The organism is Streptomyces sp. NPDC006393 (assembly GCF_040628575.1).
Classification (GTDB): Bacteria; Actinomycetota; Actinomycetes; order Streptomycetales; family Streptomycetaceae; genus Streptomyces.
In genome coordinates this window covers 36,808-55,738 of sequence record NZ_JBEXZD010000023.1, presented here as the reverse complement: position 1 = coordinate 55,738, position 18,931 = coordinate 36,808, and the positions used below count along the sequence as shown (strand labels likewise).

Here is an 18,931-nt window from a genome sequence, read left to right as displayed (position 1 = left end):
AGGCACCGCTCACGAATCGCGCACGCAAGCACCCGAAGACGAGTCGGCGTCGAACGAGACAGCGTCCGAGCCGACCGAAGCCGACCCGGACGCTGCGCAGCAGGTCGGAGGCCATACCCTCCGCCTGCGGACCGTAGGCCCTGTGGGACTCGAACCCACAACCAATGGATTAAAAGTCCACTGCTCTGCCAATTGAGCTAAGGGCCCAGGCGATGTTGCCTCCCCGAGCATAGCCGGAGGACGCCGAGTCTCCGATCGGGTATCGGGGGAGCCGGGCCGTGGGTGTGGCGTTCGGGCGGTGGCCGGGGCGTGCGCGGGTGTGCGGGGCGGCAGTCCGTGGCCCGGAGGTCCCAGGGCCGGGGTGGTCAGGGGTCGGCCGGTTCCGGGGTGTCGGCGTGGGCGGCCTCTCGGGCCCGGGTGCGGGTGTGGGCCGGGTTGAGGAACCAGTGGCGGGCGGAGGCGAGCCACCAGGTGGCCGCGAAGCCGAGGACGACCAGGACGGCGACCGGAGCGTAGTTGAAGGTCTCCCAGGTGACCGGGGAGACCTGGGGGAGCATGAAGAGGAGCGTGATCGCGCCGACCCAGGTCACCGAGACGATCCCGATCGCCCGCGACCAGCGGCCCAGGTGCCAGGGCCCGCGTTCGAAGGCGTCGCCCTTGCGCACGCGCAGCAGGGTCGGGATGACATAGGCGATGTAGAGGCCGATCACCGCGATGGAGGTCACGGCGGCGTAGGCGGTCACGTTGATCAGGTAGGGCAGGCCCAGGACCAGGGCGCCCAGGGCGGCCAGCCAGACCGCCGCCACCGGCGTACGGGTGCGCGGGCTCACCGTGTGCCACACGTGGGAGAAGGGCAGCGCGCCGTCGCGGGAAAAGGCGTAGATCATACGGCTGTTGGCCGTCACCGAGGCCATGCCGCAGAACAACTGCGCTCCGACGACCACGAGGAGCAGCAGCTTGCCTGCCGTCGCGCCGAGGGCGTCCAGGAGGATCTGGGCGGGCGGGGCGCCGGTCGGGGAGGCGAGTTCACGGCCGTAGTCCTGGATGGCGTAGGTGAATCCGAGCAGGAGGACGAAGCCGGCGATCCACGACGTCCAGATGGAGCGGACGATGCCCTTCGGGCCGGCCGTGGAGGCGTCGTGGGTCTCCTCGGTCATGTGGGCGGAGGCGTCGTAGCCGGTGAAGGTGTACTGGGCCATGAGCAGGCCCAGCAGGACGACGTACGCCCCGCTGCCCCAGCCGGTGTTGTTCACGAACTCCGTGAAGACGAACGACGTCGGCTGGTGGTGGTCCGGCACGAAGGCCAGCGCGGCGACGATCAGGGCCACGCCCAGTACGTGCCACCACACGCTGACGCTGTTGAGGAAGGCCACGATGCGCACGCCGAAGGTGTTCAGCAGGCCGTGCAGCACCAGGATCGCCGCGAAGAGCAGGATCGTCCGGCCCGGGGTCACCTCGAAGCCGAACTGGAGGTTCAGATAGGCGCCCAGGAAGGAGGCGGCGCCGAAGTCGATGCCGGCCGTCACCGCCACCTGGCCGAGCACGTTGAACCAGCCCGTGAACCAGGCCCAGGCGGCGGCCGAGCGGGCGGGCGCCAGCCGGTGGGCCCAGAAGTACAGGCCCGCGGAGGTCGGGTACGCCGAGCAGATCTCGGCCATCGACAGGCCGACGAACAGCGTCATCAGACCGACCGCCAGCCAGCCCCAGGTGATCACGGCGGGGCCGCCGGTGTTCATGCCGAAGAGGTAGAGGGTCAGGCAGCCCGACAGGACCGAGATGATCGTGAAGGAGACCGCGTAGTTGGCGAACGCCGACATGCGGCGGGCCAGGACCTGGGTGTAGCCGAGCTGGGCCAGCCGCTCCTCGTCCGACAGCCCGCCCTTCCCGCTCGCTCCGTGCGCCGCGCCGGTGTCATCTGTCATGCCCCCAGCAATTCCCTCGCCGACGGTGTGACATGCATCACTGGGCAACGAAAAGGGCCCGCACGACATCGGTCGTGCGGGCCCTCACGTTCCCTGTGCGTCAGCCGCTGGGGCTGTCAGCCGCCGCGTTCTCAGCCGTTGCGCTTCCAGCGCGGCTTGTCCTCGCGGCGCCCGAAGGAGCCGCCGCCACGGTGGTCGTCACGGCGACCGTACGGACGCTCGTGGCCACCCGAGCGGAAGCCGGGGCGGTCGCCCTGGCGGTCGCGGTTGAACGGGCGGTCGCTGCCACGGTGACCGCCACGCTCGTCGCGGCGCGCCGGACGGTCGTCGCGGCGGAAGCCGCCCCGGTCGTCCCGACGGTCGAAGGAGCGGGGGGCGCGGTCACGGTCGCGGTCGCGATCCCGGTTGAAACCGCCCCGGTCGTCACGGCGCTCGAACGAACGGCCGCCACGGTCACGGTCCCGGTCCCGGTCGTCACGGCGGAAGCCGCGGTCACGGTCACGGTCGAAGGAACGGCCGCCGCGGTCACCGCGGTCCGCACGGTCGTCACGGCGGAAGCCGCCCCGGTCACCGCGGTCGCCGCGGTCGAAACCGCGGTCCCGGTCACGGTCGCGATCCCGGTCGCGGTCCCGGTTGAAACCGCCCCGGTCGTCACGGCGCTCGAACGAACGGCCGCCACGATCACGGTCCCGGTCCCGGTCGAAGGAACGCTCACGGTCGAACGTCCGCCCGCCGCGCTCGTCCCGCCGCTCACGACGGTCGTACGACGACGAAGCCGCCGTACGCTCGGCGCGGTCGACGTCCTGGGCCACCGGCTGCTCGGGCACCGACACCTCGGCCGCCCGCTCGGCCACAGCCTGCGCCTCGGCCACCACGGCGGCGGGGTCCTCACCCCGCTCGCGGGCGACCAGGACCAGCAGCCGGTCGGTCTCCTCGCGCAGTTCGGCCGCGCGCCGCTGCGCGCGCTCCAGCTGCTTGGTGAGGTGGGCCACCTCCCGTTCGGCCTGCTGAGCAGCGTTGCCCGCGGACTCGGCCTGCACCTCGGTCATCGACCGGGCGCCGGTGATCTCGGCGACCTCCGGGTCGAAGGCCGCGCCGCCCTGGATGATGTGGCGCGAGGCGTCGACGCCCGCGTCCTCCATCAGGCGGAAGATCTGGCGGCGCTGGTGCGGCAGCGAGAGCGAGACGACCGTGCCGGTGCGGCCGGCGCGGGCCGTACGGCCGGCGCGGTGCAGGTAGTCCTTGTGGTCGCCGGCCGGGTCGACGTTCAGGACCAGGTCGATCCCGTCGACGTGGATGCCGCGCGCGGCGACGTCCGTGGCGACCAGGACGTTGACGTAGCCGTCCTTGAAGTCGGCCAGGGTGCGGGTGCGGGCGCCCTGGGTCATGCCGCCGTGCAGCGCGTCGGCCTTCACTCCGGCGTCGCGCAGCTGCTCGGCCACGCGGTCGGCGCCGAGCTGGGTGCGCACGAAGATGATGGTGCGGCCCTTGCGGGAGGCGATGGCCGCGGTGACCGGCGCCTTGTCCTTCGGCTTCACGATCAGGATGTGGTGCGACATGGTCGTCACCGCGCCCTGGGCGGCGTCGACCTCGTGGCTGACCGGGTCGGTCAGGTAGCGGTCGACGAGGGTCTTGATCTCGTTCTCCATCGTCGCGGAGAACAGCATCCGCTGGCCGCCCGCCGGGACCTGGTCCAGCAGCTCGGTCACCTCGGGCAGGAAGCCCAGGTCGGACATCTGGTCGGCCTCGTCGAGCACGGCGATCCGCACGTCCTCGAGCGAGCAGGCACCGCGGTTGATGATGTCGCGCAGCCGGCCCGGGGTGGCGACCAGGATGTCGACGCCGCGCTCCAGTGCGTAGATCTGGTTGCCCATGGAAGTGCCGCCGCAGACGACCTTCATCTTCAGGCCGAGGACGTCGCCGTAGGGCTGGAGGGCGTCCGCCACCTGCATGGCGAGCTCGCGGGTCGGGGTGAGGATGACCGCGCGCGGCTTGTGCTTCTGGGTACGGCCGCCGGCCAGCGTGGCCAGGGTCGGCAGGCCGAAGGAGAGGGTCTTGCCGGAGCCGGTGCGGCCGCGGCCCAGGATGTCCTTTCCGGCCAGGGCGTCCGGAATGGTCGCGGCCTGGATCGGGAAGGGGGTGGTCACGCCGTTCTGCGCGAGCTTGCGGACGACGCCCTCGGGCAGGCCCAGGTCCGCGAAGGTGATCTCGGGGGCCTGGTCCTCGCGAGGGGCCTCCTGGCCCTCGAGGGCGTCCTCGGTGCTCTCGGGCACGACGACGTGATCAGTACTGGCAATGGACATGCGAATGCGAAACCTTCCGGAGTCTCGTCGGCACGCGCCCGTCAACTCCGTGTTTCGCATTACGACCGCCTCGATGCGGTCCGCCACGGCAAGGGAGAGTACGCGCCACACGGCGCGCTCTGCATGGGCGCCGGGCAAATGGGATCAAACGATCTGCCACCATACGCACCCATGACCCCTCAAGGCAAACCGGGGGCCGTTCTCGCAGGTCAGTGGTGCAGTCGGCCCGGCCGACGGCCGTAGCCGCCGATCGGTGCGGGCGCCGGCTCCCGCTGCACCAGCTGGGTCCCGGTGCCCTCGTGCGCCGAGGACGACGGCTCGGCCACCGTCGGTTCCGGCGAGGCCGGCGGCGGGGGCGACGAGGCCGGGGGCGGCTCCGGCACGGCGGACGTCTGCGGCGGCTCGGGCGCCGGTTCGGTCGGGGTCGGGGCGCCCGGCTTCGGCGGCACCGCGCGCTTGCCGGGCGGTGCGGCGGACGCGCTGCCCGTGGCCGACGGCGAGGCCGACGCGGACGGCGACCCGTCCTGCTTCCCCTTCTCCTGCTCCCCGTGCCCGTGCTCGGCGTCGCCCGCGCCGCCGGCGCGCCCCGCCGCACCGCCGGACACGTCCGTCCCCCCGGCCGGTGCCGCACCCCCGCGCCGGTCCGCGGAGTGCGACGGCCGGGCCCCGCCGCCGGAGTCCTCCCCCACGCTCACGCAGCCGGCGGCGGCGGTGACGGCGAGAGCCGCGGCGGCGAGTCGGACGGATACAGGCAAGGGGCGCACGGGAAGCCACCTCCGGGAGGAAGAAGTCTCCGTGCCCAACTCCCGGCGCCCGCAAGAAGACACGCGGGCGCGGCCACCGTCCGAGGGGCAGGCCCAACCAGGGGATCCCGGCACGGCCGGCCCCGGGGGAAGCGCACGGCCGCCCCGGGAACTCGACGGGGCCGTGCGCTTCCCCGTGCCTCAGCCGTACCCCAGCGCGTGCAGCCGGGCGTCGTCGATGCCGAAGTGATGGGCGATCTCGTGCACCACGGTCACCTCGGTCTCCTCGACGACGTCCTCGCGGGACTCGCACATCCGCAGCGTCGGCCCCCGGAAGATCGTGATCCGGTCGGGCAGCACGCCCGCGTACCACTCACCGCGCTCGGTCAGCGGCGTGCCCTCGTACAGCCCGAGCAACTGGGGGTCGTCGGCGGGCGGTTCGTCCTCGACGAACACCGCGACGTTGTCCATCAGCCGTGTCAGTTCCGGCGGGATCCGGTCGAGGGCCTCGGCGACCAGTTCCTCGAACTCCTCGCGCGTCATCTCCAGCACAGGCCCATTGTCCGGCACGCGACCGGACACGTCCCCACCCGCACACCGGCGCACGTCCCCACCCGCACACCGTCGCACGTCCCACCCGCACACCGGCACATGTCCCACGCGCCCCATCCCCGCACACCGCGCATATCCGGCGCCGCCCATGGGCATACGCGACCAATGGCCCGCGTCTCCGCCGCAGCCCTGAAGCGGCTGCACCGCACGCACGGCCCACGGAGGGCGGCGCGTGCCCTCACCCTGACCCCCAAAGCCCTGGTCCCCAGGGCCCTGATCCCCAAGGTTCCGGCCCCGAGGGCGCGGACCCCCGCGACCCTGACCCCCGAGCCGCACCCCTGGCTCCGCGCCCTGGGCCTGGTCACCGTGGTGCTCGCCGGCGCCTGGCTGGGGCTGCTGATCGTCGGCAACGTACGGGTGCCGGTCGGTCCCATGGACACGACGATGGCCCTGCGCCCCTCCCTGAGCGGCGGCACCAAGATCAACGTCTCCCCGCTCGGCGCCCTGGAACTGGACAGCCACGCAGCCCCGGTCCGACTGGACGTCGACGTCGACCAGCTCGACCCGGAACGCTCCCAGGCACTGGTCGACCACCCGGAGCGGATCTCCGGACTCCAGGACGAGGTCGTGCACGACATCGAGCACGGCACCCTCGACCTGGCCGTACGGTCCTGCGTGGCCGTGGTCTCCGGCGCCACCGCCCTCGGCCTCGCGGTCTACCGCCGCCCGCGCCGCGCCCTGGCGGCCGGCGGCCTGGCGCTGGCCCTGCTCGCCGCGTCCGGGGCGACGGCGTACGCCACCTGGAACCCCAAGTCCGTGCTGGAGCCGAAGTTCTCCGGGCTGCTGTCCTCCGCGCCCTCCCTCGTCGGCAACGCGCGCAGCATCGTCACCGAGTTCGACGTCTACCAGAAGGAGCTGGCGCGCCTGGTGACGAACGTGACCAAGCTCTACGACGTCACCTCCACGCTCCCCGCCTACCAGCCGGATCCGACGACGATCCGCGTGCTGCACGTGTCCGACATCCACCTCAACCCGGCGAGCTGGAAGATCATCGCCTCGCTGGTGGAGCAGTACAAAGTGGATGTGATCGTCGACTCCGGCGACACGATGGACCACGGCACGGCCGCGGAGAACGGCTTCCTGGACCCGGTGAAGGACCTGGGCGTGCCGTACGTCTGGGTGCGCGGCAACCACGACTCGATGACCACCCAGCGCTACCTGGAGCGCATGAAGAACGTGCACGTCCTGGACGAGGGCCGCGCCGAGACGGTCGCGGGCCTGCGCTTCGCGGGCACCGGCGACCCCCAGTTCACCCCCGACCGCTCCGCCGTGCCCGGCGGCGACGCGGCGGAACGGTTGGCGGGCACCCGTCTGGCGTCGGCGCTGCGCGAGCAGCAGGCCAGGGGCACCCCGGTCGACGTCGCCGTCGCCCACGAGCCGTCGGCGGCCCGCGAGACGGACGGCACGGTGCCGCTGGTCCTGTGCGGCCATCTGCACCACGAGGACACGGAGGTCATGAAGTACGGCACCCGGCTGCGCATGGAGGGCTCGACGGGCGGCAGCGGCCTGCGGGCGGTCGAGCACGAATACCCGGCCCCGATCGAGGCGTCGATCCTCTACTTCGACCGCGACAGCCACCGCCTCCAGGCCTGGGACGCGATCAAGCTGGGCGGTCTGGGTCAGACGACGGCCGAGGTCAGCCGCCACCTGCCCGAGGACAATCTTCCCGGCGCCACTCCGGCCCCGAGCTCGCCGTCCTCCGTCTCCTCGCCCGCCGGGCCGTAAACGGTTTTGGCGATACCCCTCGCCATCCCATATGCTTCTCACGTCCCCGACGCGCTGAGAAGCGCCCAGGCGGGCCGATAGCCCTCATCGTCTAGCGGCCTAGGACGCCGCCCTTTCAAGGCGGTAGCACGGGTTCGAATCCCGTTGGGGGCACGCAGTACGGTGTGCGACACTTACGTTCGATGGTTCGCACACAACCACATGGTCCTGTGGAGCAGTTTGGAGTGCTCGCCACCCTGTCAAGGTGGAGGCCGCGGGTTCAAATCCCGTCAGGACCGCTGAGGTTTCACGTGAAACCTCGTGGCTGGGTAGCTCAGTTGGTACGAGCGTCCGCCTGAAAAGCGGAAGGTCGCCGGTTCGACCCCGGCCCCAGCCACAACCGCCCTGACCAGGGCATGAGCCCCTCCCCGATCCACCCGGGGAGGGGCTCTTTCGTGCCGCCTACGCCAATCGGGTGCGCCATCGCCGGATCGAGGAGCCAGCAGGCGTGAAGGCCCTGAACAGCATCGATCGGACGTTACCGACCGACCCGTGCCCGGAGCGGGTCTGGTACACGTCCTACGGCTCGAACATGCACCTCGACCGGCTCGCCCTCTACATCCGGGGCGGCAGACCGCCGGGGGCCGCACGGACGTATCCGGGATGCCGCGACCCCCGGATGCCCTCCCGGTCGATCCCGGTGGAACTGACCGGCGCCCTGTACTTCGCCACCGAGTCACCGGTGTGGGGAGGCGGCAGGGCCTTCTACGACCCCCGGGCCGACGGCCGGGTCATGGCGCGGGCCCATCTGCTGTCGACCGAGCAGTTCTGCGACATCGCGGCTCAGGAGATGTACCGGGAGCCCGGCGCCAGTCTCGACCTGGGCGAGGTGCTCACCCATGGCCGGGCCGTGCTGGGGCCCGGCCGCTACGAGACCCTCGTCTGCGCCGGCCAGACGGACGGCCTGCCCGTCCTCACCTTCACCGCGCCGTGGGGCATGAACGACGTCCGCTCGAACCCGCCGTCGGCCGCCTACGTCCGTTTCCTGGCCGGGGGCCTGCTGGCGGCCGGCGCCTGGGACACGGAGGCGATCGCGTCCTATGTCGCCGCCTGCCCCGGCGCCATCGGCCACTGGTCCGAGGAGGCCGTCACGGACCTGCTGCGAGCGGATCCGCACGACCTCTGAGGCACGACCTGTGCCACCGGAGTACGGTCCGTGTACGGTCCATCGGGCGCCGCGGTCAAATCATTCGCGCGCGATTTCCCCGGGGTGAGATCCTGGATCGCGTATGTCTACGCATCCCGCCCCCGCCCTGGGCGCCCTCGCCTCCCGTCTGACCGAGCTGTCGCTGCGCGACGCGCACCGGCTCGGGCGCAGGCTCGAGGGCGCGCGCAAGATCCGCAAGCCGGAGGCCCGTGCCGCCGTCCTCACCGAGATCGAGGCGGAGATCGGGAAGACCGAGGCACGCATGGCCGCCCGGCGCTCCCGCGTGCCCGCCGTCAGCTACCCCGAGCAGCTGCCGGTCAGCCAGAAGAAGGACACGATCGCCGACGCCATCCGCGATCACCAGGTCGTCATCGTCGCCGGTGAGACCGGTTCCGGTAAGACCACGCAGATCCCGAAGATCTGCATGGAGCTGGGCCGGGGCGTGCGCGGCATGATCGGGCACACCCAGCCCCGCCGGATCGCGGCCCGGACCGTCGCCGAGCGCGTGGCCGAGGAGCTGGACACGCCGCTGGGCGAGGCCGTCGGCTGGAAGGTGCGCTTCACCGACCAGGTCGATCCGGACGCCACCTTCATCAAGCTGATGACGGACGGCATCCTGCTCGCCGAGATCCAGACCGACCGCGAGCTGCGCGCCTACGACACGATCATCATCGACGAGGCGCACGAGCGGTCGCTCAACATCGACTTCCTGCTCGGCTACCTGGCGCAGCTGCTGCCCAGGCGGCCGGACCTCAAGGTCGTCATCACCTCGGCCACCATCGACCCCGAGCGCTTCTCCCGGCACTTCGGTGACGCACCGATCATCGAAGTCAGCGGGCGGACGTATCCCGTGGAGGTGCGTTACCGGCCGCTGCTGGAGGAGGACTCCGACGACGCCGACCGGGACCAGATCACCGCGATCACCGATGCCGTCGAGGAGCTGATGGCCGAGGGGTCCGGGGACATCCTCGTCTTCCTCTCCGGGGAGCGGGAGATCCGCGACACCGCCGACGCGCTCACCAAGAAGCAGTACAGGTTCACCGAGGTGCTGCCGCTGTACGCGCGGCTCTCCCATGCCGAGCAGCACCGGGTCTTCCAGCCCCACTCCGGCCGCAGGATCGTGCTGGCGACCAACGTCGCCGAGACCTCCCTGACCGTGCCGGGCATCAAGTACGTCATCGACCCCGGCTTCGCGCGGATCTCCCGCTACAGCCACCGCACCAAGGTGCAGCGGCTGCCCATCGAGGCGATCTCGCAGGCCAGCGCCAACCAGCGCAAGGGACGCTGCGGACGTACCTCCGACGGCATCTGCGTCCGGCTCTACAGCGAGGACGACTTCCTCGCCCGGCCGGAGTTCACCGACGCCGAGATCCTGCGCACCAACCTGGCGTCCGTCATCCTCCAGATGACCGCGGCCGGCCTCGGGGACATCGAGAAGTTCCCGTTCATCGACCCTCCGGACCACCGCAACATCCGCGACGGCGTGCAGCTGCTCCAGGAGCTGGGCGCTCTCGACCCGGCGCAGAAGGACCCGCGCAAGCGGCTCACCGAGACCGGCCGCAAGCTCGCCCAGCTGCCCGTCGACCCGCGGCTGGCCCGGATGGTCCTGGAGGCCGACCGGAACGGCTGCGTGCGCGAGGTGATGGTGATCGCGGCCGCGCTGTCCATCCAGGACCCGCGCGAGCGCCCCGCCGACAAGCAGACCCAGGCCGACCAGCAGCACGCCCGGTTCCGCGACGAGACCAGCGACTTCCTCGCCTTCCTCAACCTCTGGCACTACATCCGCGAGCAGCAGAAGGAGCGCGGGTCCAGTTCCTTCCGGCGCATGTGCAAGCAGGAGTTCCTCAACTTCCTGCGCATCCGCGAATGGCAGGACATCTACACCCAGCTGCGCACGGTCGCCAAGCAGATGGGAATCCACCTCAACGACCAGGACGCCCCGAGCGACCGCGTCCACATCTCGCTGCTCGCCGGTCTGCTCTCGCACATCGGCATGAAGGACGTGAAGGAGTCCAAGGACTCGGGTCCCGGCGGACGCCGGGACGGCGGCCGGGGCGAATACCTGGGCGCCCGCAACGCCAAGTTCGCGATCTTCCCCGGCTCGGCGCTGTTCAAGAAGCCGCCGCGGTTCGTGATGTCCGCGGAGCTGGTGGAGACCTCGCGGCTGTGGGCCCGGGTGAACGCGAAGATCGAGCCCGAGTGGGTCGAGCCGCTGGCCGGCCATCTGCTGAAGCGGACGTACAGCGAACCGCACTGGGAGAAGGACCAGGCGGCGGTGATGGCGTACGAGAAGGTCACGCTGTACGGCGTGCCGATCGTCGCGCAGCGCAAGGTGAACTACGGCCGGGTCGATCCCGAGGTCAGCCGGGAGCTTTTCATCCGCAACGCGCTGGTCGAGGGCGACTGGCGCACGCACCACAAGTTCTTCGCCGACAACCGCAGGCTGCTGAGCGAGGTCGAGGAGCTCGAGCACCGGGCCCGGCGCCGGGACATCGTCGTCGACGACGAGACGCTGTTCGACTTCTACGACCAGCGGGTGCCCGAACACGTGGTCTCCGGTGCCCACTTCGACTCCTGGTGGAAGCGCAAGCGGCACGAGCAGCCCGACTTCCTGGACTTCGAGCGGGAGATGCTCATCCGGGAGTCGGCGGAGGCGGTCACCAAGGCGGACTATCCGGACTCCTGGCGGCAGGGGAACCTGAAGTTCCGGGTGACGTACCAGTTCGAGCCGGGGGCGGACGCCGACGGTGTGACCGTCCACATCCCGCTCCAGGTGCTCAACCAGGTCACCGACGAGGGCTTCGACTGGCAGATCCCGGGCCTGCGCGAGGAGGTCGTCACCGAGCTGATCCGCTCGCTGCCCAAGCCGATCCGCCGCAACTACGTGCCGGCGCCGAACTACGCGAAGCGGTTCCTGGACACCGCCGTGCCCCTCCAGGAGCCCCTCACCACCACGATGGCGCGCGAGCTGAAGCGCATGGTCGGCGTGCCGTTCGAGGCCGATGACTTCGACTGGTCCAAGGTCCCCGACCACCTGCAGATCACCTTCCGGGTCGTCGACGAGCGGCGCCGCAAGCTGGCCGAGGACAAGGACCTCGAAGCCCTGAAGCTCAAGCTGAGGCCGAAGGCGCGCAAGGCCCTCTCCCAGGCCGCGGCGGCGACCGCGGAACGCACCGGCGGCGAGTCGCTGGAGCGCACGGGGCTGACGGACTGGACGATCGGCTCGCTCACCCGGGTCTTCGAGACCCGTCGGGCCGGCCAGCCGGTGAAGGCCTACCCCGCCCTCGTCGACGACGGGCCGAGGGCGGACACGGTCTCGGTACGGCTCTTCGACACCGAGGCGGAGCAGGCCGAGGCGATGTGGCAGGGCACGCGGCGGCTGATCCTGCGCAACATCCCGGTCAACCCCGCGAAGTTCGCGTCCGAGAAGCTGACCAACCAGCAGAAGCTGGGCCTGTCGGCGAACCCGCACGGTTCGATCCAGGCCCTGTTCGACGACTGCGCGACGGCGGCGGCGGACCGGCTGATCGGCGAGTTCGGGGGGCCGGCCTGGGACGAGGAGTCGTACCGGAAGCTCTACGACAGGGTGCGCGCCGAGATCGTGGACCTGACCGTCCGGACCGTGGGCCAGGTGCAGCAGGTGCTGGCCGCCTGGCAGGCGTGTGAGCGCCGGCTGAAGGCCGTACGCAGCCCCGCGCTGCTGCCGAACCTGGCGGACGTACGGCAGCAGCTGGACGCCCTGGTGAAGCCCGGCTTCGTCACGGAGGCGGGGATACGGCGGCTGCCCGACCTGATGCGCTACCTGGTGGCCGCGGACCGGCGGTTGCAGCAGATGCCGACGAACGTCCAGCGGGACACCACGCGCATGGAGAAGGTCCAGGAGATGCGCGACGAGTACGCGTGGCTGCTGGAGCAGATGCCGCAGGGGCGTCCGGTGCCGCAGCAGGTGCGGGACATCCGCTGGATGATCGAGGAGCTGCGGGTCAGCTACTTCGCCCACGCGCTGGGCACGGCGTACCCGGTGTCGGACAAGCGGATCGTGAAGGCGATCGACGCGGCGGTCCCGTCCCGGTCGTGAGGTGGTGACGGCGCCTGCACGCTAAGTGAGTTCGACCAGGCGCCCCACCTCCTGTACAGTCTCTTCTCGCAGCGCAACGCACGAATGGCGCCGCGAAACCTGGTCCTGTGGAGCAGTTTGGAGTGCTCGCCACCCTGTCAAGGTGGAGGCCGCGGGTTCAAATCCCGTCAGGACCGCAACAAGGCCCGCATCCGATGTTGGATGCGGGCCTTCTTCACACCCACCGCACCCCGTCGAGGCGGAGGCCGCACCGGCGGCGAAGCCGCCATCGGACACGCACATCCCGCCAGGACCGCCACCAAGACCCGCACCCAGCACCGGACGCGGGCCTTCTCCCTTCCCGCCCCACCCCGTCCGGGCGGAGGCCACGCCCGCGGCCAAGCCGCCATCGGACACGCACATCCCGCCAGGACCGCCGCCAAGACCCGCACCCAGCACCGGACGCGGGCCCTCTTCGTGCGTCGGCGTCTCGGCGCGGAGAGCAGCCGCGCGCCCCACCCGCCCCGGCGGACGGGAGCTGCACCTCCGACCCGTCGAGGCCGACGGGCATCCGCACGCCCCGCCCGCCCCGGCGGATGGGAGCTGCACCTCCGACCCGTCGAGGCCGACGGGCATCCGCACGCCCCGCCCGCCCCGGCGGATGGGAGCTGCACCTCCGGCCTGTCGAGGTCGACGGGCATCCGCACGCGCCGCCCGTCAAGGGGGCGTCCCATCGCGGCCGGCCGACTCCAGCCTTCGTGTGCTGTGTGGCCTTGACGGCGTCACATTCCCTCGGTACCCCAGAAAGCAGGGCCGCCGTTGTCGTGCGGCCCGCTGGAGGTGGCGTATGGCGGCATCGGCCAGGCACGAGACACGGGCGCTGCTCCGTGCGCACCTCGCGGCCGCCTCGTCGTACCGCCATCTCACCCGCCACTGCCCCATCTGCCACCACCTCCTGCGGCTGGCGATGGACAGCTCCCCCCGGCCGGGCTCCCCCCTGGCCGCCGAGGACGCCCCCGACACGGCCCAAGGCGCCCCGGAGGAGGCGCTGGAGGCCCTGGAGGCGGTGTGGGAGGACGAGCAGCCCTCGACCGCGTGAGGACCTGCTGGACCACCTCGGTGAAACGGCGCGCGGACGACCGGTTGCGCCCGAACTCCCGCGCCTGCGTGGGCCGGTGGAACCGGAACCTCCTCTAGCGCACGGAGGCGGCACGCAACAAGCGTCCTGCCATGTGACGGGTGTCACCGCATGAGTTTTTGAAAGCGCGGTACTTACACCTCTCCTACAAGGGGTCGATTTAATATGTGCAATTGCACCGCCCTGTGAGGCTCTCGGGAAGAGCCGGCGCGGCTCCGACGGGGGACTCCACCAGGGATCCGACACCCCTCCCCAACCTCCGACAAGGCCGCTCGCACGTGCGGCACCCGACCCCCGTCGAGCACACAAAAAAGATCGCGCTGGACCCGGCGGAGTCCAGCGCGATCGACGACGCACCCGTTGCATTGCCTGAAGAGCTCTGACGGCTTGGGCGTGGGCCCTGTTGGGGCAGGACCCGCGTCGCTTGGAGCTATGGGTCCGGACATGACGGCCAGTTGGGGGACCAGCCGGTTTGCCCGGTTATGGAGTTGTTCAGGCCTCGCTGCGCTGCTGCGGGATGCCCGCGAGCAGAGCGCGGACCTCGGCCTCGCGGTAGCGGCGATGCCCGCCGAGCGTGCGGATCGACGTGAGCTTTCCGGCCTTCGCCCACCGCGTGACCGTCTTCGGGTCGACGCGGAACATCGTGGCGACCTCAGCCGGGGTCAGCAGCGGCTCGGCATCAGGGGTGCGAGCGGTCATGAGCGGCCTCCTCGGGAGAACCGAACCTTCTCGGTTCTTTCCTCTAAATTCTGCACCTTGACCCGCGTTGCCCGAAATGGCGGACGCGAGTCGAGTCGGTTATAGGACGAACGGCTTGTCCTCGGCACTACAACTACACCATCTGTCCAGCCGCGTCGGCCAAACCGATGGAATTGCCCTCCCAGGTGTTCATCACCGACGGAAGCCGATGGACCATGCCATAACGGACAGTCACACCACTGTGACGATCAGTCACAGGGCAATCAGGAAGTCACCAGACCCCCCAAAGCGTGCAATGCGGAGATTCCACCCATGCCGGAGCATAGTTGGGCGGATGGAGCACTCCCCGAACTCCTTGTCCTATTTTGGCACGAGGAGGGGCAACTAGAGCAAGGGTCGCGTAAGTGCTGTCCGTCACCCTTGGGACAAACGCCCGGATCGAGACCTACGTCCCGTCAGCTCCCTCAAATGCCCCTGACCGTACGCTGTTCGACGGTGTTCGAGCCGTGATCCAGGTCACTCCGGGCGGGCAGGGACCGCGATCAGTTCGCCGACCGCAGGTCGCGCACCGCCCGCCAGCGCTCCACGAGCCGCGCGTACGCCTCGCCCGCCGCCACCCCGTCGCCCAGGCGCAGCGCCTCGATCCCCTCGGCCACGTCGGCCGCCGAGTGATCGCCCTCCAGCTCACCGGCCGGCAGCACGTGCACCAGCCCGCCGTAGTCCAGTTCCACCAGTGATCGCGGATGGAACTCCTCCAGCCAGCGGCCCACGTCCACCAGCCCGTCGATCAGCGGGCTCTCGTCGATGGCGTCCCGAAGCGCCCGCAGCCCCCGCGCCACCCGCCGCCGGGCCTGCACCATCGGCGTCCGGTAGCGCAGCAGCGGCGCGTCGCCCGGGCACTCCCCGGCGGCTTCCGTCCCGCCCGCGCCCTTGACGTACTCCCGCTCCTCGTCGGAGACCAGCACGAACCAGTTCAGCGGCACCTGCCAGGTCGCCGTGCGGATCCAGGGCCGGGCGTCCGGGTTGTCCGCCAGCCAGCGCTCGTAGTCCTGGGTGGCCTGGCGCCGTACGAGCGGGGGCAGTACCGCGTCCAGGACCACCGCGGGCAGCTCCTCGGCGAGATCGCCCAGGGCCTGCCAGCCGCGCAGCCGGGTGCGCCAGGGGCAGACGCAGACCACCCCGTCGACGTCGAGCACGAACGCGTCCCGGCTCTCGTGCACCGGCACCGCCACCGGCGGGGTGGGCAGCAGATCGGCCAGCGAGCGGCGCAGTTCGTCCTGGCAGGAGGGGCGGTCGGGGCGGCGGGCGTAGCGCGCCCAGTGGCTGCGCTCCGGCTCCGGGAAGGCGGCCAGCGGCTCGTAGACGCGCAAGTAGGTCGCGTACGGAACGACCACGGAGGACACCTTGGGCACGCCTGCTCCCTCCCCAGCGGACCGGAGGCGAAACCCGCCCGGCCCGCGCCCGGACGGACGGAAAACCACTGCAAATCGTCCCACGCGCGGGTGGCACGCTACTCCGAGGGAGGGTGATCCCGACCACTGGGCCCGCCGCGGAGGTGATCAGGGTCTAATCTTCCGCCACGGCCCCCGCCACCCTTACGGGAGCCCGACCCCACTCGCCGCTACTTACCTGGGAGTCACCACCGTGACCGACGTAACCGGCGCGTCCGACGTACTGCAGACCCTGTTCCGCTCGGAACAGGGGGGACACGAACAAGTCGTGCTCTGTCAGGACCGCGCCAGCGGCCTCAAGGCCGTGATCGCCATCCACTCCACCGCACTGGGCCCCGCGCTCGGCGGTACCCGCTTCTACCCGTACGCGAACGAGGCCGAGGCCGTCGCCGACGCGCTGAACCTCGCCCGCGGCATGTCGTACAAGAACGCCATGGCCGGTCTCGACCACGGCGGCGGCAAGGCCGTGATCATCGGCGACCCGGAGCAGATCAAGACCGAGGAGCTGCTGCTCGCCTACGGCCGGTTCGTCGCCTCGCTCGGCGGGCGCTACGTCACGGCCTGCGACGTCGGCACGTACGTGGCCGACATGGACGTCGTGGCGCGCGAGTGCCGCTGGACCACCGGCCGCTCCCCGGAGAACGGCGGTGCGGGCGACTCCTCCGTGCTCACCGCCTTCGGTGTCTTCCAGGGCATGCGGGCCTCGGCCCAGCACCTGTGGGGCGACCCCACGCTCCGCGGCCGGAAGGTCGGCATCGCCGGCGTCGGCAAGGTGGGCCGCCATCTGGTGGAGCACCTGCGCAAGGACGGCGCCGAGGTCGTGATCACGGACGTGCGCGAGGAGTCCGTACGGGCGATCCTCGAGCAGTACCCGACCGGTGTCACCGCCGTCGCCGACACCGACGCGCTGATCCGCACCGAGGGCCTGGACATCTACGCCCCCTGCGCGCTCGGCGGCGCCCTGAACGACGACTCCGTGCCGGTGCTGACCGCCAAGGTGGTGTGCGGCGCCGCCAACAACCAGCTCGCCCACCCGGGTGTGGAGAAGGACCTCGCCGACCGCGGGATCCTCTACGCCCCGGACTACGTGGTCAACGCCGGCGGTGTCATCCAGGTCGCCGACGAGCTGCACGGCTTCGACTTCGACCGGTGCAAGGCGAAGGCCACGAAGATCTTCGACACCACGCTGGCCATATTCGCACGTGCGAAGGCGGACGGGATTCCGCCGGCCGCCGCGGCCGACCGGATCGCCGAGCAGCGGATGTCGGAGGCGCGCGCCGCGCGGACCCGTTGACACGGAGCGCGTCCACGCGGTGACGCCGGGCATGCCCCGGCCTCGACGGTACCTGCCGGTGGGCAGTTGGAGAGAACTCTCACTTCCACCGGCGGGTCGCCCGGCAGGAACTGGTTAAAATCGCCACTGACCAGCGAGGACGGGGCGCCTCGAAGGTTCTGCGCACACGCGCGTCCTGCGGGCGACGTACCGTATGGGCGCGGGCTCAGGTACCGTGGAAGCCCTACGGACCGGTCTCTCTGTGGAGAGCCCGTTCCGGATCATGAACGCGTGTCAGACTCTGGGGCCGTTGAGCCCCGTCGTTGAGGGGGTCGAGCCATGGGGCGCGGCCGGGCCAAGGCCAAGCAGACGAAGGTCGCCCGCCAGCTGAAGTACAACAGCGGTGGGACGGACCTCTCACGCCTGGCCGAGGAGCTGGGCGCATCGACATCGAACCAGTCGCCGAACGGCGACCGCTTCGAGGACGATGAGCACGACGACGACGACCTGTACGCACGGTACGCCGAGCTGTACGAGGACGACGACGAGGACGAGCAGGACGACTCCTCGCAACACCGTCGCGGCGCCTGACGCCCGCGGCTCTGCCGTACCAACGCGTGTCGTAGTTCCGCACTTCACCCGGTCCGGTGCTTTCAGCGCCGGACCGGGTTTCGTGCTGTCGTCACCCGTTGTTCCGTGTTGTCGTCACCCGTTGATCAGGCGTAGTCGCCCACCAGGGCGGCTCCGGTGGTGTGCTCGCCACGGTCGGTGATCTCGCCGGCCACCCAGGCGTCGACCCCGCGGTCGGCCAGGGTGGCGAGGGCCGCGTCCGTCGACTCCTGCGGCACGATCGCGATCATGCCCACGCCCATGTTGAGGGTCTTCTCCAGCTCCAGCCGCTCGACCTCGCCGGTCCTGCCGACCAGCTCGAAGACCGGGGCCGGGCTCCAGGTGGCGCGGTCGACCACGGCGTGCAGTGTGTCAGGGATCACGCGGGCCAGATTGGCGGCGAGGCCGCCGCCGGTGACGTGGCTGAAGGCGTGCACCTCGGTGGTGCGCATCAGCGCCAGGCAGTCCAGCGAGTAGATCTTGGTCGGCTCCAGCAGCTCCTCGCCCAGGGTGCGGCCGAAATCCTCGACATGCGCGTCCAGGGACAGCCCGCCCTGGTTCAGCAGCACGTGCCGGACCAGGGAGTACCCGTTGGAGTGAAGGCCGGAGGACGCCATGGCGATCACCGCGTCACCCGTGCGGATGCGGTCGGCGCCGAGCAGCCGGTCGGCCTCCACGACGCCCGTACCGGCGCCGGCGACGTCGAAGTCGTCCTCGCCGAGCAGCCCCGGGTGCTCGGCGGTCTCGCCGCCCACCAGGGCGCAGCCGGCGAGCACACAGCCCTCGGCGATGCCCTTGACGATGGCGGCGACCCGCTCGGGGTGGACCTTGCCGACGCAGATGTAGTCGGTCATGAACAGCGGCTCGGCACCGCACACCACGATGTCGTCCATCACCATGGCGACCAGGTCGTGGCCGATGGTGTCGTAGACGCCCAGCTGCCGGGCGATGTCGACCTTGGTGCCGACGCCGTCCGTGGCGGAGGCCAGCAGGGGGCGCTCGTAGCGCTTGAGGGCGGAGGCGTCGAAGAGGCCGGCGAAGCCGCCGAGGCCGCCGAGGACCTCGGGGCGCTGCGTCTTCTTCACCCACTCCTTCATCAGCTCGACCGCGCGGTCGCCCGCCTCGATGTCGACTCCGGCAGCCGCGTAGGAAGCACCGGCGGAACGGCCCGTCGACGGAGTCGACTGATCTGGCACAGCAGACATTGCCTGGG

General features: G+C 70.9%; 13 protein-coding genes and 5 tRNA genes. 10 read left to right on the top strand and 8 right to left on the bottom strand.

The genetic code is table 11. From position 1 onward, the window contains the following. Window positions 1-134 precede the first annotated feature (134 nt). The 5 genes from ABZ484_RS13085 to ABZ484_RS13065 all read right to left on the bottom strand — a co-directional run bounded on the left by ABZ484_RS13085 (window position 135) and on the right by ABZ484_RS13065 (window position 5,520). Window positions 135-207 (bottom strand) — tRNA-Lys (locus tag ABZ484_RS13085). Window positions 208-365: 158 nt separating this feature from the next. Then, window positions 366-1,922, bottom strand: coding sequence for an amino acid permease (locus tag ABZ484_RS13080; protein ID WP_358865948.1), 1,557 nt, complete (start codon window positions 1,920-1,922; stop codon window positions 366-368). 131 nt (window positions 1,923-2,053) lie between these two features. After that, the gene (locus ABZ484_RS13075; protein ID WP_358865947.1) at window positions 2,054-4,225 is read right to left on the bottom strand and encodes a DEAD/DEAH box helicase; all 2,172 of its coding nucleotides are present in this window, start codon (window positions 4,223-4,225) and stop codon (window positions 2,054-2,056) included. A 209-nt stretch (window positions 4,226-4,434) separates the two neighbouring features. Then, the gene (locus ABZ484_RS13070; RefSeq protein WP_358865946.1) at window positions 4,435-4,989 is read right to left on the bottom strand and encodes a hypothetical protein; all 555 of its coding nucleotides are present in this window, start codon (window positions 4,987-4,989) and stop codon (window positions 4,435-4,437) included. 180 nt (window positions 4,990-5,169) lie between these two features. Then, complete coding sequence (locus ABZ484_RS13065; protein WP_358865945.1) at window positions 5,170-5,520, bottom strand: metallopeptidase family protein; 351 nt, start codon at window positions 5,518-5,520, stop codon at window positions 5,170-5,172. 165 nt (window positions 5,521-5,685) lie between these two features. Here ABZ484_RS13065 and ABZ484_RS13060 point away from each other — a divergent pair, with 165 nt between their 5' ends. From ABZ484_RS13060 to ABZ484_RS13025, 8 genes are all read left to right on the top strand, one after another. Beyond that, window positions 5,686-7,305 carry a metallophosphoesterase gene (locus tag ABZ484_RS13060; RefSeq protein ID WP_358865944.1) on the top strand — a complete coding sequence of 540 codons (1,620 nt, stop codon included), beginning with the start codon at window positions 5,686-5,688 and terminating at the stop codon, window positions 7,303-7,305. An 80-nt stretch (window positions 7,306-7,385) separates the two neighbouring features. Further along, window positions 7,386-7,458: transfer RNA gene (locus tag ABZ484_RS13055), tRNA-Glu, on the top strand. 50 nt (window positions 7,459-7,508) lie between these two features. Further along, window positions 7,509-7,583 (top strand) — tRNA-Asp (locus tag ABZ484_RS13050). Window positions 7,584-7,607: 24 nt separating this feature from the next. Beyond that, window positions 7,608-7,681 (top strand) — tRNA-Phe (locus ABZ484_RS13045). A gap of 111 nt (window positions 7,682-7,792) precedes the next feature. Next, a complete protein-coding gene (locus tag ABZ484_RS13040) occupies window positions 7,793-8,470 on the top strand; it encodes a histone deacetylase (RefSeq protein ID WP_358865943.1) in 678 nt (225 codons plus the stop codon). A gap of 103 nt (window positions 8,471-8,573) precedes the next feature. Further along, window positions 8,574-12,569 carry an ATP-dependent RNA helicase HrpA gene (hrpA, locus tag ABZ484_RS13035; protein WP_358865942.1) on the top strand — a complete coding sequence of 1,332 codons (3,996 nt, stop codon included), beginning with the start codon at window positions 8,574-8,576 and terminating at the stop codon, window positions 12,567-12,569. A gap of 101 nt (window positions 12,570-12,670) precedes the next feature. Continuing rightward, window positions 12,671-12,745 (top strand) — tRNA-Asp (locus tag ABZ484_RS13030). A gap of 650 nt (window positions 12,746-13,395) precedes the next feature. Then, window positions 13,396-13,647 (top strand): DUF6274 family protein, encoded by a 252-nt coding sequence (locus ABZ484_RS13025; protein WP_358865941.1) that lies wholly within the window; start codon window positions 13,396-13,398, stop codon window positions 13,645-13,647. 531 nt (window positions 13,648-14,178) lie between these two features. On the opposite strand, the gene bldC is transcribed toward ABZ484_RS13025, so the two are convergent. Next, window positions 14,179-14,385 carry a developmental transcriptional regulator BldC gene (gene bldC, locus ABZ484_RS13020; RefSeq protein ID WP_003949541.1) on the bottom strand — a complete coding sequence of 69 codons (207 nt, stop codon included), beginning with the start codon at window positions 14,383-14,385 and terminating at the stop codon, window positions 14,179-14,181. 542 nt (window positions 14,386-14,927) lie between these two features. Further along, window positions 14,928-15,797, bottom strand: coding sequence for a hypothetical protein (locus ABZ484_RS13015; RefSeq protein WP_358865940.1), 870 nt, complete (start codon window positions 15,795-15,797; stop codon window positions 14,928-14,930). A gap of 232 nt (window positions 15,798-16,029) precedes the next feature. Here ABZ484_RS13015 and ABZ484_RS13010 point away from each other — a divergent pair, with 232 nt between their 5' ends. Both ABZ484_RS13010 and ABZ484_RS13005 read left to right on the top strand, forming a co-directional pair. After that, window positions 16,030-17,130, top strand: coding sequence for a Glu/Leu/Phe/Val dehydrogenase dimerization domain-containing protein (locus ABZ484_RS13010; protein WP_358865939.1), 1,101 nt, complete (start codon window positions 16,030-16,032; stop codon window positions 17,128-17,130). 318 nt (window positions 17,131-17,448) lie between these two features. Continuing rightward, the gene (locus tag ABZ484_RS13005; protein WP_358865938.1) at window positions 17,449-17,700 is read left to right on the top strand and encodes a DUF3073 domain-containing protein; all 252 of its coding nucleotides are present in this window, start codon (window positions 17,449-17,451) and stop codon (window positions 17,698-17,700) included. A gap of 125 nt (window positions 17,701-17,825) precedes the next feature. On the opposite strand, the gene purM is transcribed toward ABZ484_RS13005, so the two are convergent. Further along, window positions 17,826-18,923: a phosphoribosylformylglycinamidine cyclo-ligase gene (gene purM, locus ABZ484_RS13000; RefSeq protein WP_358865937.1), complete on the bottom strand. Its 1,098-nt coding sequence runs from the start codon at window positions 18,921-18,923 to the stop codon at window positions 17,826-17,828. Between the last annotated feature and the right edge of the window lie 8 nt (window positions 18,924-18,931).